20 protein-coding genes are annotated in these 22428 nt (G+C 68.4%); 7 read left to right on the forward strand and 13 right to left on the reverse strand.

Annotated features, from left to right (window positions below):
* Positions 1-108 precede the first annotated feature (108 nt).
* The 3 genes from KRX52_RS11655 to KRX52_RS11665 all read right to left on the reverse strand — a co-directional run bounded on the left by KRX52_RS11655 (position 109) and on the right by KRX52_RS11665 (position 3635).
* Entirely contained in the window at positions 109-459 is a 351-nt protein-coding gene (locus KRX52_RS11655) for a hypothetical protein (RefSeq protein WP_217681895.1), read from the reverse strand.
* 251 nt (positions 460-710) lie between these two features.
* Positions 711-2072, reverse strand: a complete 1362-nt coding sequence (locus KRX52_RS11660) for a CYTH domain-containing protein (RefSeq protein ID WP_217682138.1) — start codon at positions 2070-2072, stop codon at positions 711-713.
* Between the two features lie 90 nt (positions 2073-2162).
* Positions 2163-3635 (reverse strand): inorganic phosphate transporter, encoded by a 1473-nt coding sequence (locus KRX52_RS11665; RefSeq protein WP_217681896.1) that lies wholly within the window; start codon positions 3633-3635, stop codon positions 2163-2165.
* A gap of 219 nt (positions 3636-3854) precedes the next feature.
* Here KRX52_RS11665 and argE point away from each other — a divergent pair, with 219 nt between their 5' ends.
* Together argE and argA are read left to right on the forward strand one after the other, a co-directional pair.
* Entirely contained in the window at positions 3855-5003 is a 1149-nt protein-coding gene (argE, locus tag KRX52_RS11670) for an acetylornithine deacetylase (protein ID WP_217681897.1), read from the forward strand.
* Positions 5004-5152: 149 nt separating this feature from the next.
* The gene (argA, locus tag KRX52_RS11675) at positions 5153-6451 is read left to right on the forward strand and encodes an amino-acid N-acetyltransferase (protein ID WP_217681898.1); all 1299 of its coding nucleotides are present in this window, start codon (positions 5153-5155) and stop codon (positions 6449-6451) included.
* A gap of 150 nt (positions 6452-6601) precedes the next feature.
* On the opposite strand, the gene gshA is transcribed toward argA, so the two are convergent.
* The 3 genes from gshA to KRX52_RS11690 form a co-directional block, all read right to left on the reverse strand.
* A complete protein-coding gene (gene gshA / locus KRX52_RS11680) occupies positions 6602-8182 on the reverse strand; it encodes a glutamate--cysteine ligase (protein ID WP_217681899.1) in 1581 nt (526 codons plus the stop codon).
* Positions 8183-8399: 217 nt separating this feature from the next.
* On the reverse strand, positions 8400-8783 hold the full coding sequence (locus KRX52_RS11685) for a PaaI family thioesterase (RefSeq protein ID WP_217681900.1): 384 nt from the start codon (positions 8781-8783) through the stop codon (positions 8400-8402).
* Position 8784: 1 nt separating this feature from the next.
* Entirely contained in the window at positions 8785-11103 is a 2319-nt protein-coding gene (locus KRX52_RS11690) for a Tex family protein (RefSeq protein WP_217681901.1), read from the reverse strand.
* A gap of 178 nt (positions 11104-11281) precedes the next feature.
* Here KRX52_RS11690 and ompR point away from each other — a divergent pair, with 178 nt between their 5' ends.
* A complete protein-coding gene (ompR, locus tag KRX52_RS11695) occupies positions 11282-12025 on the forward strand; it encodes an osmolarity response regulator transcription factor OmpR (protein WP_217681902.1) in 744 nt (247 codons plus the stop codon).
* On the forward strand, positions 12022-13335 hold the full coding sequence (locus KRX52_RS11700; RefSeq protein ID WP_217681903.1) for an ATP-binding protein: 1314 nt from the start codon (positions 12022-12024) through the stop codon (positions 13333-13335). The genes ompR and KRX52_RS11700 overlap by 4 nt, the downstream gene beginning before the upstream one ends.
* 153 nt (positions 13336-13488) lie before the next feature.
* Here the strand turns inward: KRX52_RS11700 and rimK are convergent, their stop codons facing one another.
* The 3 genes from rimK to KRX52_RS11715 all read right to left on the reverse strand — a co-directional run bounded on the left by rimK (position 13489) and on the right by KRX52_RS11715 (position 16415).
* Positions 13489-14394, reverse strand: coding sequence for a 30S ribosomal protein S6--L-glutamate ligase (gene rimK / locus KRX52_RS11705; RefSeq protein ID WP_217681904.1), 906 nt, complete (start codon positions 14392-14394; stop codon positions 13489-13491).
* Entirely contained in the window at positions 14391-14870 is a 480-nt protein-coding gene (gene rimB, locus KRX52_RS11710; protein WP_217681905.1) for a retropepsin-like aspartic endopeptidase RimB, read from the reverse strand. The genes rimK and rimB overlap by 4 nt, the downstream gene beginning before the upstream one ends.
* Before the next feature lie 63 nt (positions 14871-14933).
* Positions 14934-16415 (reverse strand): diguanylate cyclase, encoded by a 1482-nt coding sequence (locus tag KRX52_RS11715; RefSeq protein WP_217681906.1) that lies wholly within the window; start codon positions 16413-16415, stop codon positions 14934-14936.
* A gap of 143 nt (positions 16416-16558) precedes the next feature.
* On the opposite strand from KRX52_RS11715, the gene KRX52_RS11720 reads away from it, so the two are divergent.
* The 3 genes from KRX52_RS11720 to KRX52_RS11730 all read left to right on the forward strand — a co-directional run bounded on the left by KRX52_RS11720 (position 16559) and on the right by KRX52_RS11730 (position 19627).
* The gene (locus KRX52_RS11720; protein ID WP_217681907.1) at positions 16559-16948 is read left to right on the forward strand and encodes an RNA-binding S4 domain-containing protein; all 390 of its coding nucleotides are present in this window, start codon (positions 16559-16561) and stop codon (positions 16946-16948) included.
* Positions 16949-17060: 112 nt separating this feature from the next.
* Positions 17061-17948, forward strand: a complete 888-nt coding sequence (hslO, locus tag KRX52_RS11725) for an Hsp33 family molecular chaperone HslO (RefSeq protein WP_217681908.1) — start codon at positions 17061-17063, stop codon at positions 17946-17948.
* A gap of 134 nt (positions 17949-18082) precedes the next feature.
* Positions 18083-19627: a phosphoenolpyruvate carboxykinase gene (locus KRX52_RS11730; protein ID WP_217681909.1), complete on the forward strand. Its 1545-nt coding sequence runs from the start codon at positions 18083-18085 to the stop codon at positions 19625-19627.
* A 143-nt stretch (positions 19628-19770) separates the two neighbouring features.
* On the opposite strand, the gene KRX52_RS11735 is transcribed toward KRX52_RS11730, so the two are convergent.
* The 4 genes from KRX52_RS11735 to KRX52_RS11750 all read right to left on the reverse strand — a co-directional run bounded on the left by KRX52_RS11735 (position 19771) and on the right by KRX52_RS11750 (position 22328).
* Complete coding sequence (locus tag KRX52_RS11735; RefSeq protein WP_217681910.1) at positions 19771-20037, reverse strand: hypothetical protein; 267 nt, start codon at positions 20035-20037, stop codon at positions 19771-19773.
* Between the two features lie 314 nt (positions 20038-20351).
* Positions 20352-21020 (reverse strand): YceH family protein, encoded by a 669-nt coding sequence (locus tag KRX52_RS11740; protein ID WP_217681911.1) that lies wholly within the window; start codon positions 21018-21020, stop codon positions 20352-20354.
* Positions 21021-21171: 151 nt separating this feature from the next.
* Positions 21172-21678 carry a glycine zipper domain-containing protein gene (locus tag KRX52_RS11745; protein WP_217681912.1) on the reverse strand — a complete coding sequence of 169 codons (507 nt, stop codon included), beginning with the start codon at positions 21676-21678 and terminating at the stop codon, positions 21172-21174.
* Between the two features lie 179 nt (positions 21679-21857).
* Positions 21858-22328, reverse strand: a complete 471-nt coding sequence (locus KRX52_RS11750; RefSeq protein WP_217681913.1) for a hypothetical protein — start codon at positions 22326-22328, stop codon at positions 21858-21860.
* Positions 22329-22428 lie beyond the last annotated feature (100 nt).

The raw sequence follows: 22428 nt of genomic DNA on the forward strand, positions 1-22428 counted from the left end.
CCGGGCTGTCGCCGGGGTGGGTCATGTTTTGGCCGGATGGCTCCGCGTAGGGTGCGCCATGCGCACCGCTGCACGTCGGCGGGTGCGCGCGGCGCACGCCTACGGGCGTCACCTTGGCGGGCTGCGCCGTGAGTGGCTTTCCGCCCGCCAGCGCGGCCAGTCCTGCGGAATGCTCCTGCGGGCACGCCGCCAGGCGGCCCAGGCGTAGGCCATTGTCGCGCCGAGCGCGACGAGCAGGGCCAGGACGGGCGGCCAGCCGAGGAGGACGGTGGTTACAGCGGCGACGGCCAGGCTGGCGAAGCCAAATACATAGATGCCGATTTCCAGATGCCAGGGGCCGTTTTCCATGGGGTGGACGTTGTAGCGCAGCGCAGCGGCGCAGTGCGGACAGCGGATGTCGAGCGTGCCCAGGTAGCGACCCTGCAGCTCGGTGCGGCAGGCGGGGCAGCGGCTATCCATGGGGCACCCGGCGTTCCGACGCGCTGGCCGAGGCATGGGGGTGAGGATGGGGTGCGGGTCTGCTCACGGTCGAATCCTTTCGTGGTGAGGGAGGCAGGCGCACGCGGGCGCGTGGTTGCTCAAGCATGCCGTGAACGTCGCGCTCCGTTGCCGACGGCGGTCATGTTTCGGCGGGTCGGCCCGCCGTAGGGTGCGCCATGCGCACCAGCGCACGGCGGCTAGTGCGCGCGGCGCACCCTACGGGCGTGGCGTCACTTCAGCGCCTTCCAGCCCTTGAGCATGAACACGGTCAGCGCCTGCTCGGTGCGTGCCGGCAGCGCTTCCTCGTCCAGCGGGCGGTTGGCGAGTTCGGCCAGCTTGTTCAGCTCGCCGTACAGGCGGTCGGCTTCCGGGATCTCCAGCACGCTGCGCGCCAGGCGCAGCCACACCAGCATGCGCTCCAGGCGCGGCAGCTGTTCGGCGAGGTCTTCCGGCTGGCGCTGGTAGCGGTCCAGCTGCAGGGCGGCGGCTTCCTCGGCGAGGAAGCGCTGCAGCCAGCGGCCGATGGCGGCGGCACCGATGCGCGCGCCGCGCTCGGTGCGCTTCTCCGTCCAGCTGCGGCTGAGCAGCCAGCGCGAGGTCTGCAGCGAGAACAGCCCCCAGCGCGGATCGCTCAGCTCCTCGGCGAACTGCTCCGGGGTGGCCTGGCGCACGCTGTCGTCGTCCTGGCCGGCCTGCACGTGCGGGCGCCAGTCTTCGAGCAGGGCATCCAGCGCCTCGCGCAGCTCGCGCGAGCTGGCGCGCGGCGCGGCCTGGCCGAGGCTGCCGAGCAGGGCGCGCAGGTCGATCAGCTGCTGCAGCCACTGTTCCAGCAGTTTCCAGTGGCCGTTGAAGCGGTACTGTTCGGCGAGGCGCTGGCTGTTGCCGAGCAACTGCCAGGCCAGCGCGGTGAAGGCGTCGTCCAGCGTCATGGCGGCGTCGAGCTGCGGCTCGGGCAGGGTCAGGCTGTAGCTGGCCGGGTTGAACAGGCGGTAGCCGCGTTCGGCCTTGCTGATGTCGCAGGGCATCAGCGCCAGGGTGGCGGCCAGCTCGGCGGCCAGTTCCAGCAGCGCGGCGGGGTCGCCTTCGCGCAGTTCCAGCTCCAGCTCGCAGATTTCCTCTTCCTGCTTGCCGGCGACCACCTTGCCGAGGTCCAGCGCCGCCTCGATCACCACCTTGGCCTTGCCGCGGCCCCAGGCGATGTCGGCTTTTTCGCGGACGAAGTTGGTGGTGAAGATCGGCTTGAGGGTCTTCTTGTCCAGCTCGGCCAGTTCGGCCGGCCAGCACTCGTCGGTCAGCTTCTTCAGGTCCAGCTTGTTCTTGTCCAGGTGCCAGTCCCACTCGTTGCGTTCGGACAGCCCGGCGACGCTCTGGCCGCGGCTCTTCAGGGTCTGGATGTACTGCTCGCCGTCACGGCGCAGGCGCAGGGCGACCCGCGCCTGGGCGAGGTCGCGCTCGGGGGTGTCGAAGTACTGGTTGAACAGCTCGGACTGCTGCCAGCCGCTCTTGTTGCGCTTCTTCAGCAGCGGGTGCTCGCGCAGGGCGGCGAGGGTGGCGCGGCTGGCGCGCAGCTTGATTTCGGTTTCTTTGACCATCATCGACTCACAGGAGGTTGAGCCGCGTCGGGCGGCCATAACGGGAAAGGGGGCCGAAGCCCCCTCTCGAGATCACCGCGACATTATCGCTCAGACGAACAGCTTGGTGCCCAGCCAGAAGAAGCCGGCAGCCAGCGCCATCGAGAGCGGCAGGGTGAGCACCCAGGCGGTCAGGATGGTGCGCACGGTACCACTCTGCAGGCCGCTGCGGTTGGCGACCATGGTGCCAGCCACGCCGGAGGAGAGGATATGGGTGGTCGATACCGGCAGGCTGTAGATGTTGGCCATGCCGATGGCGAACACGGCGGTGACCTGGGCGCACATGCCCTGGGCGTAGGTCATGCCCTGCTTGCCGATCTTCTCGCCGACGGTGCGCACCACGCGCTTCCAGCCGATCATGGTGCCGAGGCCGAGGGCCAGGGCGACCGCCAGGATCACCCAGAACGGCGCGTACTCGGTGGTGGCGGTGAGGTCCTTGCGCAGTTTTTCCAGGTCGGCCTTCTCGCCCGCGGACAGGCCGTCGAGCTTGCCGACCTTCTTCGCGGTGTCGTCCAGGCACAGCAGGTAGCGGCGTACCTGGATGCGCTTCTCGGCTTCCATGTCCTGATAGTTGGTGATGCCTTCCAGGTTGCCCAGCAGGGCGGCGATGGTCGGCTCGGTGAGCTGGGGATCGCAGCGGAAATGCTTGGGCAGCTCGGTGCCGTGGTTCTTGCCGAGGGCCAGGTAGCCCTGCAGCGGCGCATGGTTGCGCTCGTAGAACTGCTGCAGGTGGATCGCCGCATCGCGGGTCCGCTCGATCTGGTAGGTGGTGCTGCCCTGGTCGAGGACGAACTTGGCCGGCACGATGCCGATCAGCACCAGCATGATCAGGCCGATACCCTTCTGGCCGTCGTTGGAACCGTGCACGAAGCTCATGGCCATGGCGGAAATGATCAGCACCAGACGGTTCCAGAAGGGCGGATGCTTCTTGCCCTTGTGCTCCGAGCGGATGTGCGGGGTGTCGTGCATCTTGTTGATCGGGAAGCGCTTGCGCAGCGCCAGCAGCAGCAGGGCGGCGATGCTGAAGCCGGCCAGCGGCGAGACGATCAGCGACATGCCGATGTCGATGGCCTTCTTCCAGTTGACCCCTTCGCCCAGCGGGATGCCGGTGAGCAGGGCGTTGGCCAGGCCGACGCCGAGGATCGAGCCGATCAGGGTGTGCGAGCTGGACGCCGGGATGCCGAAATACCAGGTGCCAAGGTTCCAGGTGATGGCGGCGGTGAGCAGGGCGAACACCATCACCAGGCCGCGGCCGGTGTCGACGTTGATCAGCAGCTCCACCGGCAGCAGGTGGACGATGGCGTAGGCCACGCCGACACCGCCGAGCAACACGCCGAGGAAGTTGAAGATGCCGGAGAAGATCACCGCCAGGTGCGGCGGCATGGCATTGGTATAGATCACCGTGGCCACCGCGTTGGCGGTGTCATGGAAACCGTTGATGAACTCGAAGCTGAGGACGAAGAGCAGGGCGAGGAGCAGGCTGACCACGACCCAGGCATCCAGTCCGCTGAAGAGATCGAACATGAAGTTTTTCTTACGGTTTGGTTGGGGGCGCGATTATGCCAGAAGGCCACAGGACTCGTCTGGCCATCTGCCAGGAGGCCAGGGGGCCACTTGTCGCAGGCGATTGCCGGCCGGGAAACCGGCCTCCGGCCTGGCGGGGTGCCAGGAACGCTTTGCAGCTGTTATCAACAGGGGGCTTCCCGGCCTATCATGCAAGGCACGCTTTCCCGAGTGCCCGTCATGCCCCTTCCCAGTCTCAAGCAGCAGTTCGCCGAGCTGATCGCCCTGCCGTCGGTGAGTTGTACCCAGGCCGCCCTGGACCTGCCCAATCGTCCGCTGATCGAGCGCCTGGCCGGCTGGCTGAGCGATCTTGGCTTCGCCTGCGAGATCCAGGACATCGCCCCCGGCAAGGCCAACCTGCTGGCGACCTACGGCAGCGGCCCCGGCGGGCTGGTGCTGGCCGGGCACAGCGATACGGTGCCGTTCGACGCCGCGCTGTGGCAAAGCGATCCGCTGGCCCTGCGCGAGGCCGACGACCGCTGGTACGGCCTGGGCAGCTGCGACATGAAGGGCTTCTTCCCGCTGATCATCGAGGCGGTCAAGCCGCTGCTCGAGCGGCCGTTCCGCCGGCCGCTGCTGATCCTCGCCACCTGCGACGAGGAAAGCTCGATGAGCGGTGCCCGCGCCCTGGCCGCCGCCGGCCGTCCGCTGGGCCGCGCCGCGGTGATCGGCGAGCCGACCGGTCTCAAGCCGATCCGCCTGCACAAGGGCGTGATGATGGAGCGCATCGACATCCATGGGCAGAGCGGCCACTCCTCCGACCCGAATCTGGGGCGCAGCGCCCTGGAGGCCATGCACGCGGCGATCGGTGAGCTGCTGGCGCTGCGCGGCCAGTGGCAGCGCGAGTTCGCCAACCCGCTGTTCAACGTGCCGCAGCCGACGCTGAACCTCGGCTGCATCCACGGCGGCGACAATCCCAACCGCATCTGCGGCCAGTGCGCCCTGGAGTTCGACCTGCGTCCGCTGCCGGGCATGGACCCCGAGCAGCTGCGCGCGGCGATCCGCGGCAAGCTGCAGCCGCTGGCCGAGCAGCGCGGCGTGCGCATCGACTACGGCCCGCTGTTCCCCGGCGTGCCGCCGTTCGAGCAGGCCGCCGACAGCGAGCTGGTGCGCCTGGCCGAGCGCCTCACCGGTACGGCCGCCGAGGCGGTGGCCTTCGGTACCGAGGCGCCCTATCTGCAGCAGCTCGGCTGCGAGACCATCGTCCTCGGCCCCGGCGACATCGCCTGCGCCCACCAGCCGGACGAGTACCTCGATCTGGCGCGCATCGCGCCGTGCGTCGAGCTGCTGCGCCAGCTGATCGGGCATTATTGCCTCAACCCCGCCTGAGTGGCGGCTCTGATCGCTCCCACGCTCCGGCGTGGGAGCATCGCCCGGGACGCTCGGCGTCCGCTATTCCATGGCCGGGGCGCGTAGCGTCCCGGCCGGGCGCCCGCGCCGGAGCATGGGCGCCCTCAGTACCTACAGGCAGGTTCTTCATGCACGACTACGTTAACTGGCTCCGCCACGCCTCGCCCTACATCAACGCCCACCGCGACCGCACCTTCGTGGTCATGCTGCCGGGCGAGGGTGTCGAGCATGCCAACTTCGGCAACATCGTCCACGACCTGGTGCTGCTGCACAGCCTCGGCGTGCGCCTGGTGCTGGTCCACGGCTCGCGTCCGCAGATCGAGGCGCGCCTGGCCGCCCGCGGCCTGCAACCGCGCTACCACCGCGGCCTGCGGGTCACCGACGGGCCGACCCTGGAGTGCGTGGTCGAGGCGGTCGGCGGCCTGCGTCTGGGGATAGAGGCGCGCCTGTCGATGGACATGGCTTCCTCGCCGATGCAGGGCGCGCGCCTGCGCGTGGTCGGCGGCAACCTGGTCACCGCGCGGCCGATCGGCGTGGTCGACGGCATCGACTACCAGCACACCGGCGAGGTGCGGCGCATCGACCGCCAGGGCATCGAGCGCCTGCTCGACGAGCGGCGCATCGTGCTGCTGTCGTCGCTGGGCTACTCGCCGACCGGCGAGATCTTCAACCTGGCCTGCGAGGACGTGGCGCAGAGCGCGGCCATCGAGCTGCAGGCCGACAAGCTGATCCTCTTCGGCGCCGGCGCCGGCGTGCTCGACGAGGCCGGCCAGCTGGTGCGCGAGCTGCGCCCGCAGCAGGTGCCGGCGCATCTGGCGCGCCTGGGCAGCGACTACCAGGGCGAGCTGCTGGATGCGGCGGCCCAGGCCTGCCGCGGCGGCGTGCGGCGCAGCCACATCGTCAGCTACGGCCAGGACGGCGCACTGCTCAACGAGCTGTTCACCCGCGAGGGCGCCGGCACCCTGGTGGCCCAGGAGCAGTTCGAGCAGGTGCGCGAGGCGGACATCAACGATGTCGGCGGCCTGCTCGACCTGATCCGCCCGCTGGAGGAGCAGGGCATCCTGGTGCGCCGTTCGCGCGAGGTGCTCGAGCGCGAGATCGGCCAGTTCAGCATCGTCGAGCGCGAGGGGCTGATCATCGCCTGCGCCGCGCTGTACCCGGTGCCGGACTCCGACTGGGGCGAACTGGCCTGCCTGGCCGTGCACCCCGAGTACCGCCAGGGCGGCCGTGGCGACGACCTGCTCGAGCGCATCGAGCAGCGCGCCCGCGCCCAGGGCCTGAAGACCCTGTTCGTGCTCACCACCCGCACCGCGCACTGGTTTCAGGAGCGCGGCTTCAAGGCCAGCAGCGTCGAACGCCTGCCGGCGGCGCGCGCCTCGCTGTACAACTTCCAGCGCCAGTCGAAGGTGTTCGAGAAGGCGCTGTAAGGCGTGCGGAAACGACAAAGCCCATGCCTTGGCATGGGCTTTGTCGTCTGTGGAGCGGGGTAGGGTGAACAACGGCGCCGCCTTGTCCACCGTGTCGGCCGAGGTGGAAAATCGCTGCGCGAGTTTTCCACCCTACGAGAGCCGGCGCGCTCAGGCCGGCTCGATCGCCGCCATGTAGCTTTCGACGAACTCCTCGAAGCTGCCTTGCTCGCTAGCTTCCAGTTCGGCCTGGGTGGCCAGCGAGTCGCGGACGGACTGTTCGAAGGCGGCGTTGTCCGCTGCGTCCAGCGGTCGGGCGCGGAACCAGGCGGCGTGACGTTCGGACTGGCGCTGGGCGAAGGCGAAGAAGCTGAGATGGTCCTCGCGCAGGCTGCGCAGCACCCGCGCCGAGGGCGTCAGGCTGGCATCCTCCAGCTTGGCGCGCTGGGCGTTCAGCGCCTGCTGGTGCAGGTTGTCGCCGTGGGTGGCGTCGAGCAGGGCGGCGCAGGGCGCCAGGCGCTCGAGCAGCTCCAGGCCCCAGGCCTTGAGTTCGCGTGGCTGGCCGTGGCGGCTGAGCTGCAGGCCCGGGCGGCGGCCTTCCTTGACGGTGAGGGCGAAGTTACTGGTGCATTCGCGGCACTCGTCGCCCGGCATCGTCGGGCTGTCTTCCAGGGCGCAGAACAGCAGGAAGGCGTCGAGGAAGCGCGCGGTCAGCAGGTCGATGCCCAGCGGCAGGAACGGATCGATGTCCAGGCAGCGCACTTCCACGTACTGCACGCCGCGCGCGCCGAGGGCCTGGATCGGCCGCTCGCCGGGATTGGCCACGCGCTTGGGGCGGATGCTCGAGTAGTACTCGTTTTCGATCTGCAGCACGTTGGTGTTGAGCTGCTGCCATTCGCCGGCCTGGTCGTGCAGGCCGATGGCCTCATAGGGCGGGTAGGGCGTCGACACTGCCTGGCGCAGGCTACCGAGGTAGCTGTCCAGGTCGTTGTAGCAGGGGCGCAGGCTGGCCTGGGCGTTGTTCTGGTAGCCGAGGTCGCTCATCCGCAGGCTGGTCGCCCAGGGCAGGTACAGGGTGCCCTCGCCGAGGGTTTCCAGGTGGTGCTCGCGATCCTTGAGGAAGCTGGCGCACACCGCTGGCGAGGCGCCGAACAGGTACATCAGCAGCCAGCTGTAGCGGCGGAAATTGCGGATCAGGGCGACGTAGCGCTCCGACTGGTAGTCCTGCGCCGGGCTGGTATCGCCTTCCGCCTGCTGCAGCAGCGGCCACAGGGCCTCGGGCAGCGAGAAGTTGTAGTGGATGCCGGCGATGCACTGCATGGCCTTGCCGTAGCGCACCGCCAGGCCCTTGCGGTAGACGTGCTTGATCTGGCCGATATGGCTCGCGCCGTATTCGGCGATCGGGATCTCGGCCTCGGCGGGCAGCTTGCACGGCATCGAGTGGGTCCACAGCTTCTCCTCGCCCAGTTGGGCGTAGGCGAAGCGATGGATGGCGTCGAGTTCGTCGAGGGTGCGCGCCGGGTCTTCCTCGGCGGCGGTGATGAACTCCAGCAACGCCTCGGAATAGTCGGTGGTGATCTGCGCGTGGGTCAGCGCCGAGCCCAGCGCCTGCGGGTGCGGGGTCAGCGCCAGCTGGCCGGCGGGGTCGACGCGCAGGCTTTCCTTCTCCAGGCCGTGGCGGCAGTGGCGCAGCAGGTCGCGCTGTTCGGCACTGTCGAGCAGGGCCAGGCGGCGGGAAAGTAGATCGCTCAAAAGTCGGATTCCTGTTGGCATTGTGTATGCACTATGGGGGCGACGGACGGCAGTCTCAAGGGGCAGGAGCGTGTCGCGCTGCCGGTGTAGTCGTAGGGTAGAAGACTCGCGCAGCGAACTTCTACCGATGCGGCGTGCCACCGGCGGTGGACAATCGCTGGCGCGAGTTGTCCACCCTGCGTGGCTAGCCTACGGCTGCCGGCGCTCTTCCGGCCGCTCAGACCAGCATGAAGGTGCCCTGGGCACGCGCCACCAGCGCATCGCCCTGGCGCACCTCGGCTTCCATCACCAGGGTGCGGCTGCCGTGGTGGATCACCTTGGCCAGGCAGAGCACATCGCCCTCGTCGATGGCGCGCATGTAGTTGATCTTGCACTCCACGGTGACGCTGTGGCGGTCGAAGCCGTGGGCGCTGGAGCAGGCCAGGCCCATGGCGATGTCGACCAGGCTGAAGATCGCCCCGCCGTGCAGCTTGCCGGCGCGGTTGCGCAGCTCGGGCTTGAGAACCAGGCGCACCTCGGCCTCGCCGCCGTCGATGCGCATGGGTTCGCAGCCGAGCAGGTGGCTGTAGGCGCTGGTGGTCACTTCGCGGACGTCGGTCATCTCAGCGCTTCTTGATCTGCTTGGCGTTGGCGAACAGCGCGGCCATCCCCGGGTTGCTCGGCGCCGGCTTGTCCTGGCTGGAGTGGCGCTCGCTGCGCGGCGCGTTGCCACGCGGCTTGCCGCCACTGCGCGGGCTGTCGACCTTCTCGCCCGGGGTGTCGCCCATGCGCATGGACAGGCCGACGCGGTTGCGCGGGATGTCCACTTCCATGACCTTGACCTTGACGATGTCGCCGGCCTTGACCACCTCGTAGGGATCCTTGACGAACTTCTCGGACAGCGCGCTGATGTGCACCAGGCCGTCCTGGTGCACGCCGATGTCGACGAAGGCGCCGAAGTTGGTGACGTTGGTCACCACGCCTTCCAGCATCATGCCCGGCACCAGGTCCTTGAGGCTCTCGACGCCTTCCTGGAACTCGGCGGTCTTGAACTCCGGGCGCGGGTCGCGGCCGGGCTTGTCGAGTTCCTTGAGGATGTCGCTGACGGTGGGCAGACCGAAGGTCTCGTCGGTGAACTTGGCCGGATCGAGGCGCTTGAGGAAGCCCGAGTCGCCGATCAGCGAGCGGATGTCGCGGCCGGTGTCGGCGGCGATGCGCTTGACCAGCGGGTAGGTCTCCGGGTGCACCGCCGAGGCGTCCAGCGGGTTGTCGCCGTTCATCACGCGCAGGAAGCCGGCGGCCAGCTCGAAGGTCTTGTCGCCCAGGCGCGGCACCTTCTTCAGCGCGGCGCGCGAGGCGAAGGCGCCGTTGGCGTCGCGGAACTGCACGATGTTCTGCGCCAGGGTCGCGTTGAGGCCGGAGATGCGCGCCAGCAGGGCGGCGGAGGCGGTGTTCACATCCACGCCGACGGCGTTCACGCAGTCCTCGACCACCGCGTCCAGCGAACGGGCCAACTTGAGCTGGGAGACGTCGTGCTGGTACTGGCCGACGCCGATGGCCTTGGGCTCGATCTTCACCAGCTCGGCCAGCGGGTCCTGCAGGCGGCGGGCGATGGACACCGCGCCGCGGATCGACACGTCCAGATCGGGAAATTCGCGGGCCGCCAGCTCAGAAGCGGAATAAACGGAGGCGCCGGCCTCGGAGACCATCACCTTGGTCAGCTTGAGGCCGGGCATCTGCTTGATCAGGTCGGCGGCCAGCTTGTCGCTCTCGCGGCTGGCGGTGCCGTTGCCGATGGCGATCAGCTCGACCTGGTGCTTGGCGCACAGGCGGGCCAGCACGGCGAGGGTGCCGTCCCAGTCGTTGCGCGGCGCGTGCGGGTAGACGGTGGCGGTGTCCAAGAGCTTGCCGGTGGCATCCACCACGGCGACCTTGCAGCCGGTGCGCAGGCCCGGGTCGAGGCCCAGGGTGCAGCGCGGGCCGGCCGGTGCGGAGAGCAGCAGGTCGTGCAGGTTGCGGGCGAACACGTTGATCGCCTCGCTCTCGGCGGCCTCGCGCAGCTCGCCGAGCAGGTCGGTTTCCAGGTGGGTGTACAGCTTGACCTTCCAGGTCCAGCGCACCACTTCGGCCAGCCACCTGTCGGCGGCGCGGCCGCGCTGCTCGAGGCCGAAGCGCTCGGCGATCATCCCTTCGCAGGGGTGCATGGTGCCCGGCAGTTCCTCGCCGACCTTGAGGCTGGCGCTGAGGATGCCCTCGTTGCGGCCGCGGAAGATCGCCAGCGCGCGGTGCGACGGCACGCCCTTGAGCGGTTCGTCGTGTTCGAAGTAGTCGCTGAACTTGGCGCCTTCCTGCTCCTTGCCGGCGACCAGGCGCGCGCTGAGGGTGGCGTTGTCCTTGAGGAAGCCGCGCAGGCGGGCCAGCAGGTCGGCGTCCTCGGCGAAACGCTCCATGAGGATGTACTTGGCGCCGTCGAGCACCGCCTTGACGTCGGCGAAGCCCTTGCCTTCGTCGACGAAGCGCGCCGCTTCGCTCTCCGGGTCCAGCGCCGGGTCGGCGAACAGCGCGTCGGCCAGCTCGCCAAGGCCGGCTTCCAGGGCGATCTGGCCCTTGGTGCGGCGCTTCTGCTTGTAGGGCAGGTAGAGGTCTTCCAGGCGCGTCTTGGTGTCGGCCAGCTTGATCTCGCGGGCCAGCTCCGGGGTCAACTTGCCCTGCTCCTCGATGCTGGCGAGGATCGAGACGCGGCGCTCGTCCAGCTCGCGCAGGTAGCGCAGGCGCTCTTCGAGGGTGCGCAGCTGGGTGTCGTCGAGGCTGCCGGTGACTTCCTTGCGGTAGCGGGCGATGAAGGGCACGGTCGAGCCTTCGTCGAGCAGCGCCACGGCGGCGGCGACCTGTTGCGGGCGGACGCCGAGTTCCTCGGCGATGCGGGCGTTGATGCTGTCCATAAGGCTTCCTGCTGCAAGCGGGGGAAGAGGGCCGGGTGGCCGCAAAGGGCCGGATTATACCCAGCGGCCCGATTCTGGCGAGGCGCAGGGCGGGGCGGGGGAAAAATCTGCTAACAATGGCTGTACGTGGCGCTGCCGCGCCTGCGCCATAATCGGCCGATATTTTCGAGGACTCCCGATGAACAGCACCGCCAGCAGCCAGCCGGAAGGCGAAAAAATCCTCATCGTCGACGACGACGTGCGTCTGCGCCGTCTGCTCGAGCGCTTCCTCGACGAGCAGGGCTACCGCGTCAAGACGGTGGAGAACGTCGAGCAGATGGACCGCCTGCTTTCGCGCGAGCTGTTCAACCTGGTGGTGCTCGACCTGATGCTGCCGGGCGAGGATGGCCTGAGCGCCTGCCACCGCCTGCGCGAGCAGGGCAACGCCATGCCGATCATCATGCTCACCGCCAAGGGCGACGAGTCCAGCCGCATTCAGGGCCTCGAGCAGGGCGCCGACGACTACCTGGCCAAGCCGTTCAACCCGCGCGAGCTGCTGGCGCGCATCCGCGCCGTGCTGCGTCGCCAGGCGCCGCTGGTGCCCGGCGCGCCGGGCAGCGAGGAGGAGACGGTGACCTTCGGCGACTACGAGCTCAACCTCGGCACCCGCGAGCTGAGCCGCGGCGGCGAGGTGCACATGCTCACCACCGGCGAGTTCGCCGTGCTCAAGGCGCTGGTGCAGCACGCTCGCGAGCCGCTGACCCGCGACAAGCTGATGAGCCTGGCGCGCGGCCGCGAGTGGGACGCCCTGGAGCGCTCCATCGACGTGCAGATCTCGCGCCTGCGCCGGCTGATCGAGCCCGACCCGTCCAAGCCGCGCTACATCCAGACCGTATGGGGCGTCGGCTACGTGTTCGTGCCGGACGGTAGCGCGCGCAAGTGAGAACCCCCCTCTGGTTTCCGCAGAGCGTGTTCGCCCGCATCCTCTGGCTGGTGCTGATCGTCGTGCTGTTCTCCAAGGCGCTGACCCTGGTCTACCTGCTGATGAATCAGGACATGCTGGTCGACCGCCAGTACAGCCACGGCACCGCGCTGACCGTGCGTGCCTACTGGGCGGCCGACGAATCGTCGCGCGGGGCCATCGCCGCAGCGGCCGGCCTGCGCCAGCTCAAGCAGGACGAGGTGCCGCAGGGCGAGTACCACTGGCCCTACACCGAGGTGCTCGAGGAACAGCTGCGTCTGGAACTGGGCGACGCGACCGAACTGCGCATGCGCGCGCAGCGCTCGCCCAAGCTGTGGGTGCTGGCGCCGGCGCTCGGCCCGGACTGGGTCGAGGTGCCGCTGTATCCCTATCCGCTCAAGGGCCAGCGCATCTGGAGCGTGCTCGGCTGGTTCCTCGCCATCGGCCTGCTGTCCACCGCCGCGGCCTGGCTGCTGGTGCGCCAGCTCAGCCTGCCGCTCAAGCGCCTGGTGTTCGCCGCCCGCCAGATCGGCCGCGGGCGCAGCGTGCGTCTGCCGGTGGGCGACACGCCCAGCGAGATGACCGAGCTGTACCGGGCCTTCAACCAGATGTCCGCCGACGTCGAGCAGGCCGCCCGCGAGCGCGAGCTGATGCTCGCCGGGGTGTCCCACGACCTGCGCACGCCGCTGACCCGCCTGCGCCTGTCGCTGGAGCTGCTGCCCGCCGACAACGAGCTGACCGAGGACATGGTCCGCGACATCGAGGACATGGACGCCATCCTCGACCAGTTCCTCGCCTTCATCCGCGACGGCCGCGACGAGCCGCTGGAGGAGCTGGACCTCAACGAGCTGATCCGCGAGGTGGCCGCGCCGCTCAACCAGAGCGAGGAGCGCGTGCGCCTGTGCCTGGAGCCGCTGCCGGCCATGCCGCTGCGCCGGGTGTCGATCAAGCGCCTGCTGGCCAATCTGATGGGCAATGCCCTGCGCCACGGCGGCAGCGGCGTGGAAGTGTGCTCCAGTCTGTCCGGCGGTGCGGCGGCACCCTACGTGGTGCTTAGCGTGCTGGATCGCGGCCCGGGCATCGATCCGGCCGAGCTGGAGACTATCTTCAATCCGTTCATCCGCGGCGACCGCGCGCGCAGTACCCAGGGCACCGGCCTCGGCCTGGCCATCGTCAAGCGCATCGCCGCCCAGCACGGCGGCAGCGTCGAGCTGCGCAACCGCTCCGGCGGCGGCGTGGAGGCGCGGGTGTGTCTGCCGCTGGGGTTGCTGTTGCCCAGGGATGCTGCGTAGGGCGGGTTAGCCGCGCAGTGGCGTAACCCGCGAGGGATCAAGTCTGCGTCGGTGATGACGTCCCTGTCGGGACACCGTGTGGGCGCGAGACCCCGGCCCGGCCATCCCTGGCCGGGCGTTCGCCGGGGCAACGCATGCGTTGCCTTTTCCGGCTTACCCCTTGCCCTTGGTGCGAGTCTGGTTGGGCCGGGCGTGCTCCTCGATGTGCTGGATGATCATCGCCGCGACGTCCTGACCGGTGGTGGTCTCGATGCCTTCCAGGCCCGGCGAAGAGTTGACCTCCATCACCAGCGGACCGTGGTTGGAGCGCAGGATGTCGACCCCGGCCACTCCCAGGCCCATGACCTTGGCGGCGCGGATCGCGGTCATGCGCTCCTCGGGAGTGATCTTGATCAGGCTGGCCGAGCCGCCGCGGTGCAGGTTGGAGCGGAACTCGCCGGGCTTGGCCTGGCGCTTCATCGCCGCGATCACCTTGTTGCCGACCACGAAGCAGCGGATGTCGGCGCCACCGGCCTCGCGGATGTACTCCTGGACCATGATGTTCTGCTTGAGACCCATGAACGCCTCGATCACCGACTCGGCGGCCTTCTCCGTCTCGCACAGCACCACGCCGATGCCCTGGGTGCCTTCCAGCACCTTGATCACCAGCGGCGCGCCGCTGACCATGCGGATCAGGTCGGGAATATCGTCCGGCGAGTGGGCGAAGCCGGTCACCGGCAGACCGATGCCCTTGCGCGACAGCAGCTGCAGCGAGCGCAGCTTGTCGCGCGAGCGGCTGATCGCCACCGACTCGTTGAGCGGGAACACGCCCATCATCTCGAACTGGCGCAGCACCGCGCAGCCGTAGAAGGTCACCGAGGCGCCGATGCGCGGGATCACCGCGTCGAAGCCTTCCAGCGACTGGCCGCGGTAGTGGATCTGCGGCTTGTGGCTGGCGATGTTCATGTAGGCACGCAAGGTGTCGATCACCAGCATTTCATGCCCGCGCTGCTGGCCGGCTTCGACCAGGCGGCGGGTGGAATACAGGCGCGGGTTGCGCGACAGTACAGCGATTTTCATCGGACACCTGAGGAGGTAGCGGGCGCCGCCAACAGCGGCTTGCCCTGGACATAAGTGAGCGCGGGATTGACCACCAGCTGGCCCTCGACCAGCGCCTTGGCGCCGAGCAGGGCGCGATAGCGCATGGTCTTGCGGCAGGTCAGGGTGAATTCTACCGGCCAGTGGCGGTCGCCGAGCACCATATTGGTGCAAATTACGTAGCGGTGCTGGGTATGGCCGGTGGAGCTGCGGATGGTCTTCATCGACACCAGCGGCGCTTCGCGGTGGCAGTGGCGGCGCTGCACCAGGCTGCCCAGGTGGGCGGTGAAGCGCACCCAGGGCTGGCCGTCGCGCTCGAAGGGCTCAATGTCGCTGGCGTGCAGGGTCGAGGTGCTGGCGCCGGTGTCGATCTTGGCGCGCAGGCCGGCCAGGCCCAGGTCGGGCAGGGCGATCCATTCGCGCAGGCCGATCACGGCCAGATGGTCGAAAGTCTTCACGGGGCTCAACTCCGGTCTGGCTGCGCAGCATGGCCGCCGTCCGCGATGACGGGGCGCTGCTGCTCATCTGACATCGGCCTGGGCGGCCAGGTTCAGGGCGACGCGGTCGCGGCCGCTGTGCTTGGCATCGTACAGCGCATCGTCGGCGCGTTGTACCAGCGCCACCACGGTATCGCCCGGCATGACCGTGGCCACGCCGGCGCTCGCCGTGAGCGGCCGCCGGCAGGGAAAGCCATGCTCGCGTACCCGCTGCAGGGTGCGTTCGGCCAGTGTGGCGGCCTGCTCGAGGGTGGTCTCGTGGCAGATCACCAGAAACTCCTCGCCGCCCCAGCGGCACACGCTGTCGACGTTGCGCAGTCCGTCCCTGAGCAGGCGGGCGAACTCCACCAGCACCTTGTCGCCCATCAGATGGCCGAGGTCGTCATTGACCGACTTGAAGAAATCGATGTCCAGCAGGATCACCGACAGCGGCCGGCAGTAGCGCTGGGCACGGAGGATATCCAGGGCGAATGACGAATCGATGGCATGGCGGTTGGGCAGCCCGGTGAGCAGGTCCGTCTCGGCCATTGAGCGCAGCTGGCGGTTGAGCTTCCTGAGCCGGGCCATCCAGACCAGGCTGGTCGCCAGGATGGCGGCGAGCACGATACCCAGCCAGATGGCCAGGGTGTAGTCGGTGACCACGTCGGTCACCACCGTCAGGTTCACATGGCGGTCGACGATCTGCCGGCGCTCGAGGGGGGTGAGGGTGGCGATGCCCCTGTCGAGGATGGCGCGCAGCGTGGTCTCCGACTTGAGCACGCCCATGCGCAACTGGTTGTCGTAGCCAGGGATCTGCCCGGAAATCTTCAGGTTGAACCAGCCTTCGTGCTTGATGGTGGCGGCGACGACGATCAGCGAGCGCAGGGTCAGGTCGGCCTTGCGCTCCGACACCAGCGCCAGGGCTTCGCGTTCCGAGTCGGTCGGCACGATGCGCAGGTTGGGGAAGTCGCGGGCGATGCGCTCGGCCATGGCGGTGCCGCGCGGCAGGGCAATGCTCTTGCCTTGCAGCGCGCCGATGTCGGAAACGAACGGATGCTCCTCGCGGGTGATGATCACGTTCGGGTCGACCAGCAGCGGCTCGGTGAAAATCAGCCACTGCTCGCGTTCGGGTGTGCTGTTGAGGAAGCTCAGCGCCAGGCAGTCGCCGCTCCGCGACGCCGCCAGGCTTTCCTCCCAGTTGCGTTTGGGCTGCAGTTGGAGGTTGACGCCGGTGCGCTGGGTCACCAGGGCGATGAGGTCGGCGCTGATGCCGGCATGCCGCCCGGCGGGGTCGATGACCTCGAACGGCCACCAGTCAGGGTCGACGCACAGCGGAACCGCCGGGTGGACCTGCAGATAGGCGCGCTCCGAGTCGGTCAGCGCGACGGCCTGGGCCACTGCCGCCAGCGGCAGCCCGGCGAGCAGGAGGAGCGCTGCCAGCCAGTGCCATCCGGCCGGCAGGCCTGCGCGCTTGCCGGCGCGTTGCGGCGGCCGTGTCTGCTGCAGGCGCTTGCGGGCCTCCGACATGCACAAACTTCCTCGTTGTTCGGCCGCGACGAGGTCGGGGCGGGTCCTGGACGTGCCATTATGGGCAACGCCCGGCGGACCTGTCATGTTCTGTGACAGGGTAGACGCTGGCGGAGTCGGCTGGCCGTGACACGAGAGAGAGCATGAGCGAAAGAGACGACAAGGCGCGCCTGGACAAGTGGCTGTGGGCGGCGCGCTTCTTCAAGACCCGCGCGCTGGCCAAGGCGGCCATCGAGGGCGGCAAGGTGCACTGCCGCGGCGAGCGCTGCAAGCCGTCGAAGGAGCCCAGGGTGGGCGACGAGCTGCTGATTCGCAGCGGTTTCGACGAGCGCACGGTGATCGTCCGCGTGCTGTCCATGGTCCGCCGCGGCGCGCCCGAGGCGCAGCAGCTCTACGAGGAAACCGCCGACAGCATCGCCCGCCGCGAAGCGGCCGCGGCGCTGCGCAAGGCCGGTGCGCTGGGCGTGCAGAGCGACGGCCGGCCGACCAAGAAGCAGCGCCGGCAGATCCACCAGTTCCGCGACGGGCAGTGAGCCGCGTTGCCCGATAGATTCTGCCCTTGCCGGCGATAGACGGACGCCCCTTGGTCGCGCCCGGCGTTTGCGCCTAAAATCAGCCTTTATAAAGAAAACCCGCGGGTCTGGCATGTCCGATTTTTCCCAACGCTTCCTGTTCGAAGACACCGATGTGCGCGGCGAACTGGTCGAACTCGATCAAAGCTACGCCGAGGTGCTGGCCAAGCACGCCTATCCCGAGCCGGTGGCCCAGCTGCTTGGCGAGATGCTCGCGGCGGTCACCCTGCTCAGCGACATCCTCAAGTACGATGGCCTGCTGGTGCTGCAGGCGCGCTCCTCCGGCCCGGTGCCGCTGCTGATGGTCGAGTGCTCCAGCGAGCGCGAGATCCGCGGCATCGCCCGCTACGATGCCGAGGCGCTGGGCTCCGCGAGCACCTTGCGCGAGCTGATGCCCGAGGGCGTGCTGGCGATGACCGTCGATCCCAAGGTCGGCCAGCGCTACCAGGGCATCGTCAGCCTGGATAGCGAGACGCTGTCCGCTTGCCTATCCGACTATTTCGCCCTGTCCCAGCAGCTGCCCTCGCGCTTCTGGCTGAATGCCGACGGTCGTCGCGCCCGCGGTCTGCTGCTGCAGCAGCTGCCGGCCGACCGCCTGACCGATGCCGAGGAGCGTGCGGCCAGCTGGGAGCACCTGGTGACCCTGGCCGACACCCTGACCGCCGAGGAGCTGCTCGGCCTGGACAACGAGACGCTGTTGTATCGCCTGTATCATCAGGAAGTGGTGCGCGTGTTCGACGCCGAGCCGCTGCGCTTCGGCTGCAGCTGCTCGCGCGAGCGTTCGGCCAACGCCCTGGTCAGCCTGGGTGAGGTCGAGGCCCTGCAGCTGGTCGAGGAGCAGGGTGGGGCGGTGCATATCGATTGCCAGTTCTGCAACCAGCGCTATCCGTTCGATGCGGCCGACATCGCCCAACTGTTTGCCGGCGGCGGCAGCGACGCGCCGTCGCCCACCAAGCACTGAGTGGGCATTGAGTGTTTTTCACCCAGAACGCAACTTTTCTGGCATAATCGCGCGCAATTTTTCTCGCTGTAGCGCGCCTATAAGAACCGCTACAAAACGATTGGAGGACTCGGCCTCAGGCCGACGGGGACCACATGACGCAAGCCAATACTGCCGTGTACACCGATATCAGCGTTGCCGAACTGATCGAGCAGGCCATCCAGCGTGGCGAGGGTGAGCTCGCTGCCAATGGTTCGCTGGTCGTGCGCACGGGTCACCGTACCGGTCGTTCGCCGATGGACCGCTACATCGTCGAGGAATCGAGCACCCAGGCCAAGATCGCTTGGGGCAAGATCAACCGTCCGTTCCCGGAAGACAAGTTCGCTGCCCTGTGGGACCGCGTCGAGGCCTATCTGGGCGAGCGCAGCCACTTCGTCTCCCACGTGCATGTCGGCTCCGCCGAGGAGCACTACCTGCCAGTGAAGATGAGCACCGAGACCGCCTGGCACAACCTGTTCGGCCGCTGCCTGTTCATCAACCCGGAAACCTTCAACCCGGCCGGCAAGGGCGAGTGGCGCATCCTCAACGTGCCGACCTTCGTCTGCGAGCCGGAGCGTGATGGCACCAACTCCGACGGTTGCGTGATCCTCAACTTCGCCGAGAAGAAGGTGCTGATCGCCGGCATGCGCTACGCCGGCGAGATGAAGAAGGCCATGTTCTCCGTGCAGAACTTCCTGCTGCCGGAAAAAGATGTGCTGCCGATGCACTGCGCCGCCAACATCGGCGAAGAAGGCGACGTCACCCTGTTCTTCGGCCTGTCCGGCACCGGCAAGACCACCCTGTCCGCCGACCCGAGCCGCTACCTGATCGGCGACGACGAGCACGGCTGGGGCGAGGGCGTGGTGTTCAACATCGAGGGCGGTTGCTATGCCAAGTGCATCGACCTGTCCGAGAAGAACGAGCCGGTGATCTGGAAAGCCATCCAGTTCGGCGCCGTGCTGGAGAACGTGGTGCTCGACGAGCGTTCGCGTCTGCCCGACTACGCCGACGCCAGCCTGACCCAGAACAGCCGTGCGGCCTACCCGCTGGAGCTGGTCGAGAAGCGCTCGGAGAAGAACCTCGGCGGCGAGCCGAATGCGGTGATCTTCCTGACCTGCGACCTGACTGGCGTGCTGCCGCCGGTGTCGATCCTCAACAACGAGCAGGCGGCCTACCACTTCCTGTCCGGCTACACCGCGCTGGTCGGTTCCACCGAGATGGGTTCGGGCAGCGGCATCAAGTCGACCTTCTCCACCTGCTTCGGCGCGCCGTTCTTCCCGCGTCCGGCCGGCGAGTACGCCGAGCTGCTGATCAAGCGCATCAAGGCCTTCGGCTCCAAGGTCTACCTGGTCAACACCGGCTGGACCGGCGGCGGCTACGGCGTTGGCAAGCGCTTCAACATCCCGACCACCCGTGCGGTGATCGCGGCGATCCAGAGCGGCGCGCTGGTCGGTGCCGAGACCGAGCACCTGCCGATCATCAACCTGGACGTGCCGAAGGCCGTCGCCGGTGTCGACACCGAGCTGCTCAACCCGCGCAACACCTGGGCCGACAAGAGCCAGTACGACCAGGCCGCCCGCGCCCTGGCCGCGCTGTTCGTCGACAACTTCAAGAAGTTCGAAGTGTCCGACGCCATCCGCAGCGCCGGTCCGCAGCTGTAAGCAATCGCGATCCGGTGTGAAAAAACCGCCTTCGGGCGGTTTTTTCGTTTCAGCTTCCGGCGCTACCCTGGCAGCCATCGGCCGCTGCCGCGCCCATTGAGCGGCTGGGCGCAGGCGAGGGGGTTGCACGATCGCCCGGCGACTCAGTGGCTGTGGCGCACCTGATGCAGGTAGCGGAACTTGCCGGCCTGGTTGCGGCGGATGGTGCGAGTGTCGTCCTGCTCGTTGGCCGCGGTATGGCGGACGGCTGCGGCGCGGCCGCCGACCTTGTTGCCGGCGAAGTGGTTGCCTGCTGTTGTGGTCATGGCGGAGTCGCTGCTGTCGGGAGCGTTGCCAGGGGCGCCGGTAGCCGCCCAGGCGAAGCTGCTGGTCAGGCTCAGGGTCAACAGGAGGAGGCTGGTGCGTTTCATTGCGGGGTTGGCTCTTGGCAGGAATAAGGCGGTGCAGATCCTGAGCAGCCGCCCCTGTTTTGACAACCGCCCAGGCGATGATCGGCAGTCAATAGAGTGTTTCCTCTGCGGACACATTTGCCTCGCCGTGCCCGCTGCGCCAACGAAACGGGCGCCACCAAGGCGCCCGTTCGGTGCTGGATACGCGGCCCGGGCATGGAGTGCGGGGCGGTGCGCCTGTTGGTCGTCGTGATGATGGCGACCATGGCCGCGGTAGCCGTAGTCGCAGTTTCGTAGGGCAGAAAACGCGCACAGCGATTTTCTCCCGTTGCACCTCAGTCGCTGCCGGTTTCCAGGCGGGCGAGGCGCGCCTCCAGCTCGGTGATACGCGCCTCGAGGGCGGCGATGCGATCCTCTTGGGCGGTCGCGGCACCGCTGGCGGCGGCGGTTTCCTGGGTGCGGGCGGCGAGCAGGGCCTCCTGCTCGGCCGGATCGCCCAGCTGCTGGGCGTAACGCTCCTCGCGCTGGCCGCTCTGGCGCGGCAGCTGAATGACCAGCTCGCGAGCCATCAGGCGTTCGAGGTGGTGGCGGATTTCCTCAGTGTCGTCGAAGGCGTGCAGGCGGGTGCTGCGGGCGAGCAGCTCGCCGAGGGTCTGCGGGCCGCGCAGCATGAGCAGGGCGAGCAGGATCAGCTGGGCATGTACCAGCTCCAGCTGCTTGTCGGCGCGCTGCTCCCAGCGGTCGGCGCGGCTGCCCATCACCAGCCTGGCCAGGCCACGATGCTCCAGGCTGCGCAGGGCCTGGCCGATCTCGCCGGGTTGCAGGTTCATCAGCGGCTCGCGGCTGGTCTTCTGGTTGCAGGCCAGCTGCAGGGCGTTGAGGGTCAGCGGGTAGCTTTCCGGCGTGGTGGCCTGCTTCTCGATCAGGCAGCCGAGGGCGCGGACCTCGACGGCGGACAGCGGCGCGTCGGCGAAGGGCGAGGGGGTGGGGGTTGGTTCGCTCATGGGCAAGGGCGCTCGGCAGGGAGGAGTGCCCTAGTGTCCCCAAGCGTGGCGTGCTTTTCCAGTCGGCGAGCCAGGCGCTGCTGTACTTTTGCGTGGGGGGAAACGCGAACGGGCGCCCTGAGGCGCCCGTTGCTGGTCTGCTGAGCGGGGCTCAGCAGTTGCCCTTCTTGGCTTGGCCCGGAGGGCAGAAGCCGCGGCCGTGGTTGCGGTATCCGTCGTCGTAGTCGCGGCGATAGCCGGAGCGGCGACCTTCGCGGTAGCCGTCGCGGTAGCTGCCGCCGCGTCGGTCGTCCTCGCTGGCATCGCCCATGTTGTTGCCCAGCGCGCCGCCGCCGGCGCCGCCCACGGCGGCACCGATCAGACCGCCGGTGGTGCCGCCGACGGCATTGCCGACCGCACTGCCGCCGGCCGCACCGAGGCCGCCGCCGATGGCCGCTTCGGTTTTGTTGCCGCGCTTGGCGCCGACCGCGCCGCCCGCTGCGCCGCCGAGGCCGGCGCCGATGGTCGCGCCGGTGGTGCCGCCAACGGTCTTGCCGACCACCGATCCCAATACCCCGCCAAGTGCACCGCCCACGGCAGCACGGCCATCGCCGTCGGCCGCCCAAGCAGTGCCGCCGGCCAGAGTCAGGGACAACAGGATCAGGGGAGAGTATTTCATCGGAGCAATCACTCGGATAAGGATGACGGCGACGATGCTGCGCAGATCGCCGCGATTTGGCAAGTCCTCGCGCGACGATCGGTGAATGGTCGCGCTTTTTGCCAGCTTTTTGTGCAAATTTGGGAACCTTTTCGCTTGCGCGGCAGTCCCCTCTTTCTGGCGGACGGCTTCAGGAAGCTTCAGTCATCCCAGCGGTCATGATGGCGATGTCTGTGCTTGCGCTTATGCTTGTGTCGGTGGCCGTTGCGGTAACCGTCGTAGTAGCTGTCGCGGCGCCGCTCCGCGTCGCTGGCGTCGCCCATGTTGTTGCCCAGCGCGCCGCCGGCACCTCCGCCCACGGCGGCGCCGATCAGGCCACCGGTGGTGCCGCCGAGGGTTTTTCCGACCGCATTGCCGCCGGCCGCGCCGAGACCGCCGCCGATGGCCGCTTCGGTCTTGTTGCCGCGCTTGGCGCCGACCGCGCCGCCGGCTGCGCCACCGAGGCCGGCGCCGATGGTGGCTCCGGTGCTGCCGCCGACGGTCTGGCCAACCACCGAGCCGAGTACCCCGCCGAGCGCACCACCGACGCCGGCAGGGAGATCGCCGTCGGCCGCCCAGGCGCTGCCGCCGGCCAGGGTGAGGGACAACAGGATAAGCGGGGAGTATTTCATTGGCGCTATCGCTCAGTGGGGATGACGGCGCCGATCCTGAGCAGGTGCGAGGGCTTTGGCAAGGCGTTTCCCGACGGTTGGCAGCGTTTTGCGAAATTCT

The organism is Geopseudomonas aromaticivorans (assembly GCF_019097855.1).
Lineage (GTDB): Bacteria > Pseudomonadota > Gammaproteobacteria > Pseudomonadales > Pseudomonadaceae > Geopseudomonas > Geopseudomonas aromaticivorans.

Bases quoted from the DNA above. Each gene is read 5' to 3' on its own strand.
- KRX52_RS11655 (WP_217681895.1), bottom strand. From the start codon at position 459: ATGGATAGCCGCTGCCCCGCCTGCCGCACCGAGCTGCAGGGTCGCTAC.
- KRX52_RS11660 (WP_217682138.1), bottom strand. From the start codon at position 2,072: ATGGTCAAAGAAACCGAAATCAAGCTGCGCGCCAGCCGCGCCACCCTC.
- KRX52_RS11665 (WP_217681896.1), bottom strand. From the start codon at position 3,635: ATGTTCGATCTCTTCAGCGGACTGGATGCCTGGGTCGTGGTCAGCCTG.
- argE (WP_217681897.1), top strand. From the start codon at position 3,855: ATGCCCCTTCCCAGTCTCAAGCAGCAGTTCGCCGAGCTGATCGCCCTG.
- argA (WP_217681898.1), top strand. From the start codon at position 5,153: ATGCACGACTACGTTAACTGGCTCCGCCACGCCTCGCCCTACATCAAC.
- KRX52_RS11685 (WP_217681900.1), bottom strand. From the start codon at position 8,783: ATGACCGACGTCCGCGAAGTGACCACCAGCGCCTACAGCCACCTGCTC.
- KRX52_RS11690 (WP_217681901.1), bottom strand. From the start codon at position 11,103: ATGGACAGCATCAACGCCCGCATCGCCGAGGAACTCGGCGTCCGCCCG.
- ompR (WP_217681902.1), top strand. From the start codon at position 11,282: ATGAACAGCACCGCCAGCAGCCAGCCGGAAGGCGAAAAAATCCTCATC.
- rimK (WP_217681904.1), bottom strand. From the start codon at position 14,394: ATGAAAATCGCTGTACTGTCGCGCAACCCGCGCCTGTATTCCACCCGC.
- KRX52_RS11715 (WP_217681906.1), bottom strand. From the start codon at position 16,415: ATGTCGGAGGCCCGCAAGCGCCTGCAGCAGACACGGCCGCCGCAACGC.
- KRX52_RS11720 (WP_217681907.1), top strand. From the start codon at position 16,559: ATGAGCGAAAGAGACGACAAGGCGCGCCTGGACAAGTGGCTGTGGGCG.
- hslO (WP_217681908.1), top strand. From the start codon at position 17,061: ATGTCCGATTTTTCCCAACGCTTCCTGTTCGAAGACACCGATGTGCGC.
- KRX52_RS11730 (WP_217681909.1), top strand. From the start codon at position 18,083: ATGACGCAAGCCAATACTGCCGTGTACACCGATATCAGCGTTGCCGAA.
- KRX52_RS11735 (WP_217681910.1), bottom strand. From the start codon at position 20,037: ATGAAACGCACCAGCCTCCTCCTGTTGACCCTGAGCCTGACCAGCAGC.
- KRX52_RS11740 (WP_217681911.1), bottom strand. From the start codon at position 21,020: ATGAGCGAACCAACCCCCACCCCCTCGCCCTTCGCCGACGCGCCGCTG.
- KRX52_RS11745 (WP_217681912.1), bottom strand. From the start codon at position 21,678: ATGAAATACTCTCCCCTGATCCTGTTGTCCCTGACTCTGGCCGGCGGC.
- KRX52_RS11750 (WP_217681913.1), bottom strand. From the start codon at position 22,328: ATGAAATACTCCCCGCTTATCCTGTTGTCCCTCACCCTGGCCGGCGGC.